This is a genomic window from Ulvibacter sp. 2305UL32-6 (genome assembly GCF_058148545.1).
This window is the reverse complement of the sequence record NZ_JBYVKA010000004.1, coordinates 434,779-448,706: the sequence shown is the minus strand read 5'-3', so window position 1 is coordinate 448,706 and position 13,928 is coordinate 434,779. Positions and strand designations below refer to the sequence as shown.

At 38.0% G+C, this 13,928-nt stretch carries 13 protein-coding genes; all 13 read right to left on the bottom strand.

The window, feature by feature from the left end; all coding sequences use genetic code 11:
• Nucleotides 1–63 precede the first annotated feature (63 nt).
• The 13 genes from ACY2RU_RS14700 to ACY2RU_RS14640 are packed head-to-tail and all read right to left on the bottom strand — an operon-like array spanning nucleotide 64 to nucleotide 13,927.
• The gene (locus ACY2RU_RS14700) at nucleotides 64–2,028 is read right to left on the bottom strand and encodes a polysaccharide biosynthesis protein (RefSeq protein WP_490139237.1); all 1,965 of its coding nucleotides are present in this window, start codon (nucleotides 2,026–2,028) and stop codon (nucleotides 64–66) included.
• 40 nt (nucleotides 2,029–2,068) lie between these two features.
• The gene (locus ACY2RU_RS14695) at nucleotides 2,069–3,199 is read right to left on the bottom strand and encodes a DegT/DnrJ/EryC1/StrS family aminotransferase (RefSeq protein ID WP_490139236.1); all 1,131 of its coding nucleotides are present in this window, start codon (nucleotides 3,197–3,199) and stop codon (nucleotides 2,069–2,071) included.
• 1 nt (nucleotide 3,200) lies between these two features.
• Nucleotides 3,201–3,815: an acetyltransferase gene (locus ACY2RU_RS14690; RefSeq protein ID WP_490139235.1), complete on the bottom strand. Its 615-nt coding sequence runs from the start codon at nucleotides 3,813–3,815 to the stop codon at nucleotides 3,201–3,203.
• Nucleotides 3,812–4,420 carry a sugar transferase gene (locus ACY2RU_RS14685; protein ID WP_490139234.1) on the bottom strand — a complete coding sequence of 203 codons (609 nt, stop codon included), beginning with the start codon at nucleotides 4,418–4,420 and terminating at the stop codon, nucleotides 3,812–3,814. The genes ACY2RU_RS14690 and ACY2RU_RS14685 overlap by 4 nt, the downstream gene beginning before the upstream one ends.
• Before the next feature lie 5 nt (nucleotides 4,421–4,425).
• Entirely contained in the window at nucleotides 4,426–5,580 is a 1,155-nt protein-coding gene (locus tag ACY2RU_RS14680) for a glycosyltransferase family 4 protein (protein ID WP_490139233.1), read from the bottom strand.
• Nucleotides 5,577–6,956 carry a phenylacetate--CoA ligase family protein gene (locus ACY2RU_RS14675; RefSeq protein WP_490139232.1) on the bottom strand — a complete coding sequence of 460 codons (1,380 nt, stop codon included), beginning with the start codon at nucleotides 6,954–6,956 and terminating at the stop codon, nucleotides 5,577–5,579. The genes ACY2RU_RS14680 and ACY2RU_RS14675 overlap by 4 nt, the downstream gene beginning before the upstream one ends.
• The gene (locus ACY2RU_RS14670) at nucleotides 6,953–8,056 is read right to left on the bottom strand and encodes a glycosyltransferase (protein ID WP_490139231.1); all 1,104 of its coding nucleotides are present in this window, start codon (nucleotides 8,054–8,056) and stop codon (nucleotides 6,953–6,955) included. Before ACY2RU_RS14670 ends, ACY2RU_RS14675 begins: the two co-directional genes overlap by 4 nt.
• Complete coding sequence (locus ACY2RU_RS14665) at nucleotides 8,053–9,234, bottom strand: hypothetical protein (RefSeq protein WP_490139230.1); 1,182 nt, start codon at nucleotides 9,232–9,234, stop codon at nucleotides 8,053–8,055. The genes ACY2RU_RS14670 and ACY2RU_RS14665 overlap by 4 nt, the downstream gene beginning before the upstream one ends.
• Nucleotides 9,231–10,109 (bottom strand): sulfotransferase family protein, encoded by an 879-nt coding sequence (locus ACY2RU_RS14660; RefSeq protein ID WP_490139229.1) that lies wholly within the window; start codon nucleotides 10,107–10,109, stop codon nucleotides 9,231–9,233. The genes ACY2RU_RS14665 and ACY2RU_RS14660 overlap by 4 nt, the downstream gene beginning before the upstream one ends.
• Nucleotides 10,109–11,026, bottom strand: a complete 918-nt coding sequence (locus ACY2RU_RS14655) for a glycosyltransferase family 2 protein (protein WP_490139228.1) — start codon at nucleotides 11,024–11,026, stop codon at nucleotides 10,109–10,111. Before ACY2RU_RS14655 ends, ACY2RU_RS14660 begins: the two co-directional genes overlap by 1 nt.
• Nucleotides 11,023–11,901 (bottom strand): sulfotransferase, encoded by an 879-nt coding sequence (locus ACY2RU_RS14650; protein WP_490139227.1) that lies wholly within the window; start codon nucleotides 11,899–11,901, stop codon nucleotides 11,023–11,025. Before ACY2RU_RS14650 ends, ACY2RU_RS14655 begins: the two co-directional genes overlap by 4 nt.
• A complete protein-coding gene (locus ACY2RU_RS14645) occupies nucleotides 11,901–13,199 on the bottom strand; it encodes an oligosaccharide flippase family protein (RefSeq protein ID WP_490139226.1) in 1,299 nt (432 codons plus the stop codon). The genes ACY2RU_RS14650 and ACY2RU_RS14645 overlap by 1 nt, the downstream gene beginning before the upstream one ends.
• A gap of 38 nt (nucleotides 13,200–13,237) precedes the next feature.
• Nucleotides 13,238–13,927 carry a sulfotransferase family protein gene (locus tag ACY2RU_RS14640; protein WP_490139225.1) on the bottom strand — a complete coding sequence of 230 codons (690 nt, stop codon included), beginning with the start codon at nucleotides 13,925–13,927 and terminating at the stop codon, nucleotides 13,238–13,240.
• Nucleotide 13,928: the final 1 nt, after the last annotated feature.

Genomic DNA, 13,928 nt, shown 5'->3' with positions numbered 1-13,928 from the left:
TCTAATATGGGTACAAATATAGGCTTATAATAGAAGCTTTAAAGTTTCGTCAAAAAAATAGCATTAGTGGTCCTTTTCATTTGATGATGATTCGGGAGAGTCTAAGGCCGAAAATTTTGAATTTTTACTGATAAATTCAGGAACAAGATCCTTTAACATTGACACAACTTTATCATCTTCGTGTTTTGTTGATGCCTTAATAATTGCTTTAATCTTCTTTTTAATATCAGCAAAAGCAATGGTTGACACCTTTGTTATCATGATCTTTTTATTATGTGTAGGAACGGTTGTTGATGTATCGTTAAGCAATTCCTCATAAAGTTTTTCTCCAGGACGAAGGCCTGTTATTTTGATGTCTACATCAACATAGGGCTCTAAACCAGACAAACGTATCATGCGCTCGGCTAAATTTAAGATCCGCACTGGTTGTCCCATATCAAAAACATAGATCTCGCCTCCTTGCCCCATAGTTCCTGCCTGCAGTACTAACTGACAAGCTTCAGGGATCGTCATAAAATATCGAATGATATCTCTATGCGTAACAGTAACTGGACCTCCTTGTGATATTTGTTTTCTGAAATGTGGAATAACTGATCCATTTGAGCCAAGCACATTTCCGAAGCGCGTGGTAATAAAACGCGTGTGAACGCCTGGTTCATTTTGGAGCGATTGCACATACATTTCTGCAGCGCGTTTTGATGCGCCCATTACATTTGTGGGATTTACAGCCTTATCGGTAGAAACCATCACAAATTTATCGATCATATTCGAAACCGCGATCACGGCAAGATTTACAGTTCCTAAGATATTGGTGTAAATAGCTTCATGCGGATTTCTCTCAATAATAGGAACATGCTTATATGCTGCGGCGTGATAAATGATATCAATATCATATTTTGAACATAGAAGTTGCATTCGATACATATTACTGATATCGGCAAGTTCGGTAATGTAATTCAGGTCTTTGTTGTTGAGTTGTAAATATAATTCTAACTCGTGCAGTGCAGATTCTGCCTGATCTAAAACGATGACCAGCTTGGGAGAAAATTCGGCTATTTGCTTTACTATTTCTGAACCAATAGATCCAGCCCCTCCTGTTACCAAAATGGTCTTGTTTTCTAGATCTTTCGCAATTACTTCATTGTCGATCTCAATAGGATTACGCTCCAGCAGATCTTCAATTTGAATAGGTTTAATTTGATTCTGAATATCCTCTTTTTTATTCCATTGCTCTAAAGTAGGCACGTTAAGCACTTGAATATTAAGCGCCATACATTGTTCTACGATCTCATTACGCTCTTTTCCACTTAACGACTGGGTCACAATAAGTACCCCTTCTACGTCCAATTTCTTAAGAGCTTCTGTGATACTATTAGTTACAGGAATTACTGGTTTTCCTAAGATCTTAAAGCGTTTTCCGCTCAATTCATTCGTTAGAAAGGCAACTAACTGATATGGTAAATTTGATTCAGTTGTAAGCGCCTTTCCTATGGAAATAGTGTGATCGTCAGCCCCTATGATAGCCACGCGCTTTTTTTCATTTCCTGTAGCCGTTAATTTCAAGAATTGATAGACCTCTTTTACTGCAATTCGAAAGAGCAGCATAACGGTAAAGGATAAAAGTACATAAAGAACAACCGATGTTGTTAAGAATATTTTACTTCCGTAGAAAGCAAAAGCAAAATAACTTATGACTATGATCAATCCCGCTGTTGCAAAGGATGAAAAAGCTAATTTAAGGATATCGGTAAAAGTTGAATGCCGAATGATCCCAGAATAGGTTTTAAAAATAAAGAAGAAAAAGATATTCACTCCTAAAATAATAAGCCCTTGCTGTACTACGGGAATAACGTCATGAAAAAATAAATTGGTATCCCGAAGAATAAAGTACACCAATAGCAAAGAGGCCGAGCAAAGTAGCGAATCAATAACGATCACTATCCATCGAGGTAAATACCTTTGATCGAGCAGTTTAATTTTATTGTCGCCCGTGTAAAGTTTGTCAAATATCTTATGTCGAGGTTTCAAGGTTTGTTGCGGGTTTTATAGAGCGCAAAGATACTATTATCTAAGCGAATTGTTTTAATAGTTGGCTAATCCTTTGACGTTCAATGTCTGTAAGATTAGAACCTGAAGGCAAACATATGCCCGTATTAAATAATGTTTCTGAAATATTACTTCCGTAATATGGGGATGAAGCAAAAACAGGTTGTAAATGCATTGGTTTCCATAAAGGACGGGACTCAATGTTATCTGTTGCCAAATGCTCACGAATATCATCTGCCGAAAAACCAGCTTTCGTCTCGTCTACAGTGATACAAGATAACCAATGATTTGAGAAAAAGTCGTCAGAATTTTCAGTAAAAACACGTACACCCTCCTGATTTTTAAATATTTCCGTGTAAAACGAATGCATCTCGCGACGTAAACCGATGTGTTTATCTAGAACTTCCATCTGACCACGACCTATTCCTGCACAAACATTGCTTAATCGATAGTTATAACCTATCTCACTGTGCTGATAATGTGGTGCATCGTCACGAGCCTGAGTGGCTAAAAAAACGGTTTTTTCTTTTACCGAGGCATCTTTAGTGACCAACGCCCCTCCTCCCGAAGTGGTAATGATCTTATTTCCATTAAACGACAGTATTGCAATATCTCCGAAAGTACCACAAGCCTGTCCCTTATAAGTGCTTCCCAATGCTTCGGCGCTATCTTCAACCACAGGAATGTTGTATTTTCTAGCTACTGCCATCACATCATCAGCAAGAAATGGCATTCCGTATAAATGTACTGCCACAATCGCTTTGGGTTTCTTTCCCTTTGCGATCCTTTCTTTTATTGCAATTTCTAAATGCACTGGACAAATATTCCATGTCACAGGTTCGCTATCAACAAAAACTGGCGTTGCACCCTGGTAAACAATTGGATTGGCCGAAGCTGAAAAAGTCATGCTTTGGCAGATAACTTCATCTCCCTGCGTTACGCCAAGTTGAATTAAAGCTAGATGCAAAGCGGCCGTTCCTGAACTCAATGCCGCAACGTGATGTTTTCCTCCCAAATAAGCTTCTAGTGAAGCTTCAAAGCCCACTACGTTTGGCCCCAAAGGAGAAATCCAATTGGTGTCAAAAGCTTCTTTTACGTAAGTTTGTTCGGTGCCACCCATATGTGGCGATGATAAGTATATTTTTGAATTCATTTTATGCTTTGTTATAACGAATTATTTGTGCCGGATTTCCATAAACTATGGCATAGTCTGGGATATCTTTAGTTACTACCGCGCCTGCACCAATAGTTACCCATTTGCCTATTTTTAATAAGGGATTAATAACGCTTCCTGCACCAACTAGCGTTCCTTCTCCAATTGAAACTCCTCCCGTGACTGCTGCATTGATTGCAATATGAACAAAATCACCTGTTTCAACATTATGAGAAACGGTAGCATTATTATTTACAATACAAAAAGCTCCTAAAGTTACATCCGCATCTATCACAGCATGCGGTAATATTTGAGTTCCTATTCCTAGTCTAGACGAAGGATAAATTGTTGCCGAAGGATGCGTAAAGACCGGAAAATGATTGTTGCTGAATTTTGAAGCTACTTTTTTACGGATCTGGTTGTCTCCAATAGTGATACACATGGCTTCCTCATTGCCAATTTCGAGATCGTCTTTTACTACGGGTACTCTTAAAATAGTTTCAACCTTCGGAAGCTGATCATAAACACGAAACGGGACATAACTACCTATACTTCGTATAAGCTCTATCACTGCATAACAATGACCTCCTGCTCCAAATAAGTGAACGTTTTTCATATTTCTTTTGAACCTTTAAAGCGAGTAGCTGTTGCAGTCTCAGAACTATTGATGTCACTGCGTAGGAAAACTTTTTGAATAGTTTTAAAAAGTATTGAAAGGTCTAGTGCAAAATTAATTTTTTCTACATAGTATACATCTAATTCAAACTTTTTTTCCCAAGTAATAGCATTTCTACCATTCACTTGAGCATAACCCGTAATTCCTGGGCGTACCTCGTGCCTCCGTTTTTGAAAATCTGAGTACAAATTTAAATATTCGGGTAATAGCGGCCTTGGTCCTATTAAACTCATATCTCCTTTTATTACATTCAATAGCTGTGGTATTTCATCTAACGACAATGAGCGCACGGTTTTACCTAAATTGGTTAGTCGATCCGCATCGGGTAACAAATTGCCTTGTGCATCCTTGGCGTTAGTCATAGTTTTAAATTTTATAATACTAAATATCTTTCCATTCTTTCCAGGACGCCTTTGTACAAAAAATGGAGTGCCTTTATTATTAATAGACAATAATAGTGCCAGTACAATAAATATCGGACTCAAAAGCAAAAAGCCAAGGAGCGCAGCGAAAAAATCCATTGTATGTTTAAAATATGGGTACATAGGTTCTACTTCAGCAAATCGTTATATTCTTTTAATAAAGCTTCCCATAACACCCGACGCTCATAGAGCGAAACGATAGAAGGCCTTGCATTAGCGGCTAACTCTTTAAACAGGCCAGAATCATTTACAAGCCGCAACATAGAATTCTTTAAGGCTTTTTCATTTTTCTTCGGAACGATGAGTCCATTAAACCCGTCTGTAATAATTTCATTGCAACCATTAATATCACTTACAATACAAGGCAAACCCATTGCTCCTGCCTGCATCACTACATTGGGAAAACCTTCGCGATAACTCGGAAAAGTAAGTGCATCGCTTATAGCAAAATACGGACGAACATCTTGCTGATAGCCCGTTGTAACAATTTTGGCATTCGCTTCAATTCTCTGTTTTGTTGCAACCTCTAAAGAGTCTAAGGAGTCTTCAAAGGGTCCAACTAACAACAAACTTACAGATGAAGTTACTTTTTGAATACTTTCGAAAGCCCGAACCAACTCATTGATTCCCTTATCACCAACCAGCCTGCCTACAAAGATAAAGACAAAATCGTTAGCTGGAATTCCGATCTTTTCTTTTTGTGTTGCAATAAATTCTTCGGAATACAGATTTGCACTAAAATATGAGGTATCAATTCCATTACTACTTCCATTACCAATGATCGCCACTTTTTCTAGAGGTGCGAACTTTTCCGAAGCAATAAAATCATACAACCCTTTTGAATTAGGATACACCCTAGTAGCAAAACGATAGGTAAGCTTTTCAACGATATTTAAAATGGTTCGTTTAAACCCTGTTGCTTCCATTAAGGGCAATCCCGCAACAGTATGCAATCGAATAGGAACACCCGCAAAATAGGCAGCCATCATACCAACAATCCCTGCCTTAGGCGTATGGGTATGTACTATTTTTGGTTTTTCAGTTTTTAAAAAACGATATAATTTGTATAAAGCTGAAAGGTCTTTGAGCGGCGTGATCTCGCGTGTCATTTCCAAATGATGGGTTGCTACTCCCTGCTCTTTCCCGAAAGCTTCGAGTCGTTCTTTTTCCGAAGAGACAGCGATCACTTCAAAATGATCCTGCATAAACGCAAGCTGATCTTCTAGTAGTTTTTCTAACGACAAAGGCACCGTTGTGATCCGTATGAGTTTTTCTTTTATCATTCGTTCAGCAGGTCTTTGATATTATTTTCTACCATTCGGTACTTTCCGCTTTTTGCTACCGGAATTTCAGTAACATAGACGATCTCCAATTGCATGTTATTCCCAATGCGTTCCCGCCAATTAGCTATAAACTTTTTTTCTACGGAAATATCATACACCGAATCATCTACTATGGTCTTGACCATCAAACTATTTAATTCATTCTGAACTGCTTGAAAACGCACAATTCCTTTAGTATCCTTTAATGTATTTGAAATATTCCCCAAGTTTATCTTCCCATTTTCAGGGGAATAAATAAAGTCGTCTATCCGTCCAAGAATTTCATCAACCAAGGGGTTATTATTACCACAGTTGCAAGAACGGTCACTTAACACCAAACTATCCCCAATATCGTAACGAATTAAAGGCGTGCCATAGGTTGTAAAAGAGGTAGTAACCAAACGCCCCGTTTTAGCAGGTTCGTTATTGGCGTCTAATACCTCAAAAATACCGCTTTGCAATTCTAAGTGTAGATTGCGGTTGCGACATTCAAAAATAAAGGGAGCTCCTTCAGAAGAAGCATACTGATCGTATAACTTTGTTTTAAAAAAACTTTCAATTGCTTGTCGGCTTTGCGGAGTGACCGTTTCCGCGGTAGGAAAAACGCCCTTTATGATCCCTTCCGGAAAATCTAATCCTTTTGCGATTCCAAATTTGGCAATTTCGTACATATTGGAAGGAAAACCCACTAAAAATTCAGGTCTGTACTTTTTTAAGTCCTTAATGTAATACGCCAAATAATCTTCCTTGATATGAAAGGTTGAGTAATAGCGTACCTTGTGATACAGATCTGTTTTCCAAAATCGATTCTTTTTAATGTCACGAGCGGTCAACAAACTTTTACCCGAAAACCAAGCCGTTTTCTTTCCAAGTTCGTAACCACAAATACTTCGGAAATTATCCAAAAGCGCAAATCGCTCCTGAAAATTATCACGAGTAAATAATACTTCTAAAGATTTCCCTGTGGTTCCTCCTGTTTTTGAGACAACAGCCTCACTTTTAGGAACCGTATACACTAAATCGATCTCCTTCCGAAGCATTTCCTTAGAAACAATTGGAAGTGCTGTAATGTGATCTATCTGATCTGCCGTAGAAATTTCGCTATATAATTTAGTGTAAAAAGGGCTGTTTTGTTGGGCAAATGCAACCAATTGTGAAAAACGAATCGCCTGATCTTCTTCCAACTGTTCGCGTGACCAATTATTTCTTTCGCTATACAGTTTTCGATAATGGCGGTAGTTGCCGCCATAGCGCACGCGATAACTTTTTAAGTTAAACATCGTAACCATCAGGTTTTGCAGAAAATGGGGCACTATTTTATAAAGACGATCCATCATAGTTTCTTTGCTAAAACATCATTATAAACCGATAAATAGTTGGTAACCATGAGTGAAATATCAAATTTCTTAACATGTTTAAGCGCGGTGCTTATCATACTTGCAGCCAGATCAGGATTACCTTTTATTTCTATGATCTTTGCAGCCAATGCTTTTGGATCTTGCTTTGGAAACAGGAAAGAATCATTAGGTACAATGTCTTTTACTCCTTCTACACGACTTCCTATAAAAGGCTTTCCAGAGGCTAATGATTCTAAAGCAACCCCCGAAAGACCTTCGGTGTTAGTAGACAGCACATTTAGATCTACTTGCGCCATAAGGGCGTAGACATCTGTTCGCATCCCTAAAAAGTGAATTCGATCTTTAGCCGCAGTCTGTGCAGCAAAAGTTTTGATCTCCTCAATTGCTGGTCCGTCCCCGGCAAAATACAGCACGACTGATTCGTCTAATAAATTAACGGCTTCGATCAAACTTTTTTGATCTTTATGAATTCCATCGAAACGCCCTGTCATTAAAATTGTAAAACCTTCCGAAGTTATAGGCGAGCTGCTCTTGAGTAATTGATTCTTTTTAGCGGCTTCCATTTCGGCTAGATTAACACCATTATGGATGACAACGATATCGCTTTTCCGAAGCCACGCTGCCAAATTATCTTTTACAAGCTGTGTGATACCAATGATCTTTTGATATCGTGCGTACACAAATCGTTCTAATGGGCGTAAGATCTTGTACTGTTTACGTTCGTTAAATACCGAGTGTTCTGTTTTTACAAGTTTTATTTTCTTCGGAAGAAATAGCGCTGCAAACGCGAGCCAGTATTGTGATGGAAACAAATGAGCATGTACGATATTATAATTTCCATTCTTGATCGTTTTGAGCAATTTAAAGGTAAGAAACGGATTGTAAAAGGATGTTTTATAATCGATCACCTGAATTCCCGCTTCCGAAAAAATGGTCTCAAACTTGGCAACATTGTTACTACCGTTAGAGATCGCAACCGCAACTTCATGTCCTTCCCTTTTCATAAGGGGAAGAATATCGGTGAGCAATTTTTCAGCACCACCAGCACCTAAATTATTTATAATGTGTAAGATCTTCACGATTCGTTTTCTTTTAATTGATTATATGAATAGTGAAAAACCCATAGTCCGAAAACAATAAACCATGGAACAAACATATTCTTTTGACGCAGCATGATCCCTAAATTTCCTAGGATCAAGGAGAAGGCGATAGAACCCAGCAGGAAAAAAACGAGACTACCTTTGAGTAGGAAATCTGACCTGCGCAATGCTCTTAAGGGTCTACTTCTAAAAACCTTTACAGTAAATATGAGTAATATTAAGTTTTCGAAGGATGCGAGTATGCTGAACGCATTGTTGATGTCAAAGAATAAAGGTCGGTATAGAAATGTAAATATTTTTAAAGGCAATGGGTAATTACTTGTATCAACTCCCGAACCTGATCGCTCTGCGTTAAGGCTAGAAGATTTTGTAGTAGCGTACTCTTCGATCACATCGGTTTCAAGACTATCTAATTGAATAAAATCAAGAACATAATTAAATATAGATGCTAGACCAACAATAAAGACCACAATAATAAAGGCCTTTTGATATCCCTTCAGACTTCCGTCAAATACATAACCCAAACCAAAGGAAGCAATAAGAAATAGGGTAATATGCGGCCGTACGGCTGTGGCAATAATTAAGGCAACAACCATCCAAAGAACACGTACTTTCAGGTTTTGCAAGGCGTAAACAAAGCCCGCAATACAGAAAAACAATATAGTATCTTTGCCAATTCCTCCCGACCAGAAGTGCATATTAGGCAGAAACCAGATCCATGGAAAGACAGCTATTCCGAAGATCTTTATATCGGCTAAACTTTCAAAATTCTGCAGATATGATTTTGAAATTCGATACAATAATAAAAAGCCCAAAAACCCTAGCTGTGCGTAGATCATATTTCCTGTAAAGAAAGATAGGTCTAGAACCTTCGAGGGAAAATAATTAAGTAAAAACATAGTCCCAGAAGGCGAGCCTCCCAATGCCATTTCAAGGATCTCCGAAAAAGGCATGACCTTGGGTTGTCCCCAATAATGCTGGGCATCACCACCAAAAGCGGCAATATAAAGGTGAAAGACTACTGCGATTGCCATATGGAAAAAGAACAATCTGTTTAGAATGCGCTTATCGCGTTCGTCAAATCCTTTAAAGGCATTTTTAAGGTTGAATCCTATTAGGATCACAACAATGCACACCATGATATTGAGTATCATCATAGGCTTGACTCGGTATTAAAAATAACGGTTAGTTCCTCTTTGATACTTTCCGACAGATTCATGGGTTGTTTTTCTGAAGTGCTCATCATTCCAAAGATACGTTGCCTGAATTTGGCACTAAATATTTTTGAAAAATAATCTTTAATTCCAAGTTTTTTTAAGACGAAAAATAACTTTTGAAATCGTAATGCCTTTGTTTCATTTTTATGTTCAACCTGAGCGTCTTCAAGATTAGAAATACCTAAAAAATCTGTGATCACTCTGCTTCCATCACTTGGATCCTGAACAAATTTTTCGAAATCTACAACCAATACCTCTGAAAATAGTTCTTTAAATCGCGCAATTGCTTTGGTATAAAAACTCATAGCCAAATAGGTATTCCATGCTAAATTTCCATTTTTATACGCTGCGATCTCCTCTTCCATGATCGCCTGAAAAGAACGTGTTGTTCGACCTAATCCTAAATCCATTTTGTAATGAGAGAATGCTCTTTTTATAGGATCGCGTCTTAAGATGACGATTTTTGCCTCTTGATTGTAGGCAAATATGTTGTCTGCTGCATCTGGAGCGTGTAAATACGCTGTGCTAGCGTCCAATAAATACTTTTCGGAAGTCGCTAAAGAGAATAACTTTCGATACTGTAAAGCGTCGTTTAGATGCGCTATGTGGACAGGTTTTGGAAATTCGTTCTCGAAATAATTATTTTCAGAAAAAAAACGAGATGGCTCGTATAAGTTCTTCGGAAGATCCTTTACAAAATAATGCGGCTCTTTAATAGGCGGTGTATACACTTCGGGGTGTTCCGAAAAAAGGCCCGTAAGGGTTGTAGTCCCCGCTTTCATTGCTCCTACCATAAATAAATTTACCTTCTCCATTAGCCTTTTATTTTTTTGAGAATGGGATATATGTTAAAAGGAGCAATTCTACTTATAGCATACAATTTCTTGTATGTTCCCGAAAGAAGTCTTTGCAAGGGTCCTGCTAGCAGGTTTCGCTCTTCTTTTGAATACTTACCGTAGTGTTTTAGATAGGTTAGTGCTGCAAACCGATTTGCATATTGTTTGAGAAAACTTCTGTTTTCTTCGGAAGTGGTTTCGGCAACTTCCACTATTGTTTGTAAATATCTATTGAAATCGGTTGCCTTATAACTATTAGCCGAAGCCGAACCGGTCTGTGCTTTTAAGTAATACGAAAGGTTTTTGTTTACAAAAACAACAAATTGTTTAGATGCCAAGCGCATCCACAGGTCATGATCTTCATGTTGTTTTTGTCCTTCTCGGAAATATCCTGCTGCATCAAAATGACTTCGTTTGATCACAACATTAGATGAATTAATGAGGGGTAAGTGTTTTGCTATAACTTCAAAATAGTTTAAAACTGCTGTTTCTCCATCTTTTGGAAGCAAGGCATGGTCATAGCGCTCTTCTTCCGAAGAAAAAACACGACAGCGGCCGCTTGCAAATAACACCTGATCTGGATGATTTGTAATAGCGTCTACCATTTCCTCTAAAAACGTTGGTGCCCACCAATCATCGCCGTCCAAAAAAGCAATATAAGGCCGTGCTGCTGCTTTAACACCTCTATTTCTTGCCACAGAAACACCCGAGTTTACAATGCTCAATAAACGCATTCTTGAATCTGAAATAGACTCAACCACCGCAACCGAATTATCGGTACTACCATCATTTACAATAATGAGCTCAAAGTCGGTATAAGTTTGTTGTAAGACCGATTGTATCGTTTTTTCGATCAATGAAGCCTTGTTGTATAACGGGATGACTACTGAGATCATGATAGAAACGTTTTAGCAAATCCGTTAACTGCCTTCAAAAACAGAAGCTGTAATGGATTTAAATTTTTAAAACGATCTTTTTGCGGTTCGATCCTGATAGCATCATTATTTTTTGCACGCATTGGGTTTCCTCCTATGGCATGTGTGGGTAGCATCTGCATGTGTTCAAGATCGAAATCCTCGTTGACAAACGATTTTATCTTTTTTAACCATAGGTCGGGTTGCTTACAGAGTTTTTCATAAGAAACAAATAGATAATGATCTGCTCTTTTTAAGCGTTTAGCCATCACTTTGATCTTGATCCATGACTTTGTACTAAGTAGTATAGATTTTACCGGCATATATACCTCTTTCGAACTATATTCTGGCAATAAGATCTTCTTCCTCCAGCTGTTAGCTACTGATGGCAAGTTGCGTTCTAGATGAATGATATATATTTCAGAAAACGCTAATTGCTCTAAAAAATAAGCCCAAGAGATACTCTTTGAACTATCAATAATGACCTTATTTTTAGCGTGAGACGCGATTATCTCATAAAAAGCCTTGACTTGCTCGCAAAAAGATTGCCATTCTTGAGATGCAACTAGTACAGGAATTTTTTTAAAATTTCGATACTGCTGAATTTCGATTACTCGTTTTTTGAATTGCTCTGGAGCATAATCATCAAAACGTTCTCGCAATTGAATATCTACGTCGCTCCATAATTCACAGTCTGTGATCATCTTTCCACAGGCACAATGTGTTTCCCCTTCATAAAATCGGATCCAAAAGCGATGACACTCCCCCACTGATAGACTTCCATCAATGTTTGAAAGAATGGAATCTAACAATGTAGAACCCGATCTGCCGTCGCCCGCTATGTAAATGATCTTCATTATAATACGGTTGTGTTAATGTTCATCTTTTTGTGAGCGTACCAAACCAGTACTGTATTTTGAACTACCAATAAGGCAGCGTACGCCAGAGACGCTCCTATCACATCAAAATACATGATCAATGGAATGGCAATAGCGATGTTAAAAAGCGTATTAAAAAGGTTTACCCGTAGCACATAGCTGTGATGTCCTGTCATGTTGAGTAATAAACCTACAGAACCTGCAAAAGAATTGATAAGCTGCGCTCCGCATAGAATAGCTAGTGGAATGTAGCTATCCTTGTATTCTAACCCATATAATGTTTCTATCACAAATTCTCCACCCAAAATAAATACCAATGCTACAGGAATGGAAAAGACAAAGATCACTCTACTTGCCTTAGTTACGATCTGTTGAAGCCTTTTCGGATTGTTCTCCTCAAAGGTTTTGGATAAATGTGGTGCAATTGCCGAATTGAGTGCGGTTAGTGCAAATGACACTAAATTGGCGCCTTTAAATGCTACTTCAAATAAAGCCACTGCCGCGGTACCACTAAAATAAGCTAACATATAGGTGGCTATACGAGTTTTAATATTGTTGATTCCCATATTTAATGAAAACTGCAACGAGTGGGAAAGCCATTCTTTGGTATGATAAACGGCTGTTACATTTTTAAGTGTATTGAGAAGTTTTGTTTTCAGAAAGTAGAACCCGATAGCATACGATAGGCAGGCAGAAATTACGTGAATTATCATGGCCTCTGGGGCTGTAATCGCTCCAGTAATCAAATAATATCCTAATATTCCTGAAAAGAGGAACAAATTCCGAAGTAATGCATCAGGTAATTGCCCTAAAATAATATAGCGCATTCCTTGAAGAGACGCGGCACGAATAGCGCTAAAACCCATAATAGGAAGTAATAGCAATCCCCATGTAAATGTTTCAACGAATAAAGCCGAATATTGACTTGGCGATATAAAATAGATCGCTGCGCATACAACCAATATGATCACATAACTCAAAAACGTCATCTGATTGGTCTTTTTGAGCAGTCCTTTTATAGCACCATAGTTGTTTTCTACCTCGTATTTCGGAATATAGCGTGTAAGTAATAAAGGAAGTCCTAACGTCAATGGAATAGACAATAGCATTACGGTAGAAAATGCAAGTACGTAAACTCCATAGTTGCTGATCCCAAGATATCTGGCCAGTAGAATACTTATGAGAAAGGTAAACAGTGTTCCCAAAAATTTAATAGCAACACTCCCTAAAGATCCCATCTTTAGCCCTTTGCTATTAAGTACTTCTGAAATTTTCAAAACGTAAGGTTATTAACTATGATGAAATGAACGTATCGTTAGAAACGATAATCTAAGAGACGAATCTCTCTAGCGGCCATAATATTGACATTCTCAACAGCTTCGGGTGACAGTAGTTCGCTGTAGTGCTTTTTCTCCTTACGGGCCCCACCTTTAGCAATATAATTAGGCATTTCCAAAGGTTTTGGCAAGTCTAATTTTTCAGTAATGGTTTTTAGTGCTCCAGGAATATCTTCATATTTAAAAATATCATCAACCGCTTTTACACCACCTATAGTATAGAGGTCAAATCCTTTGACTAAACCACCCATTCCTTTAGCTATAAAATCATCGATCGAGTCGAATCCTCCATTTCTATTTTTCCAGAAATACCATGAGATCATCTTATCCCAAGGGTTTCGGTCAAAGCTAAATTTGTAATAAGTATTCCAAACTTCTTCAGAAACTAAGCTTTTAACTTCCAGAGCAGACATGTGATTGTAAAACTTGGCTGTACGGCGTTTCAGAAGTAATCTTCCCCAATCTAATTGGACGTATTTTGAAAATGGAATATTGTAATTCTGAGCAGTTGGATAACCAAGTTCCTTTCGCTTAAGCTCATCATTAATGGTGATCTTAGTGATTATATCATCAGGTCCACAAAATTCAGAAAGCGCGATCTCTAATGAGGTTCCGGCTGTCTTTTCGGTTTTAATAAAAATAAACTTGTGCTTATGCGAAAGTATCATG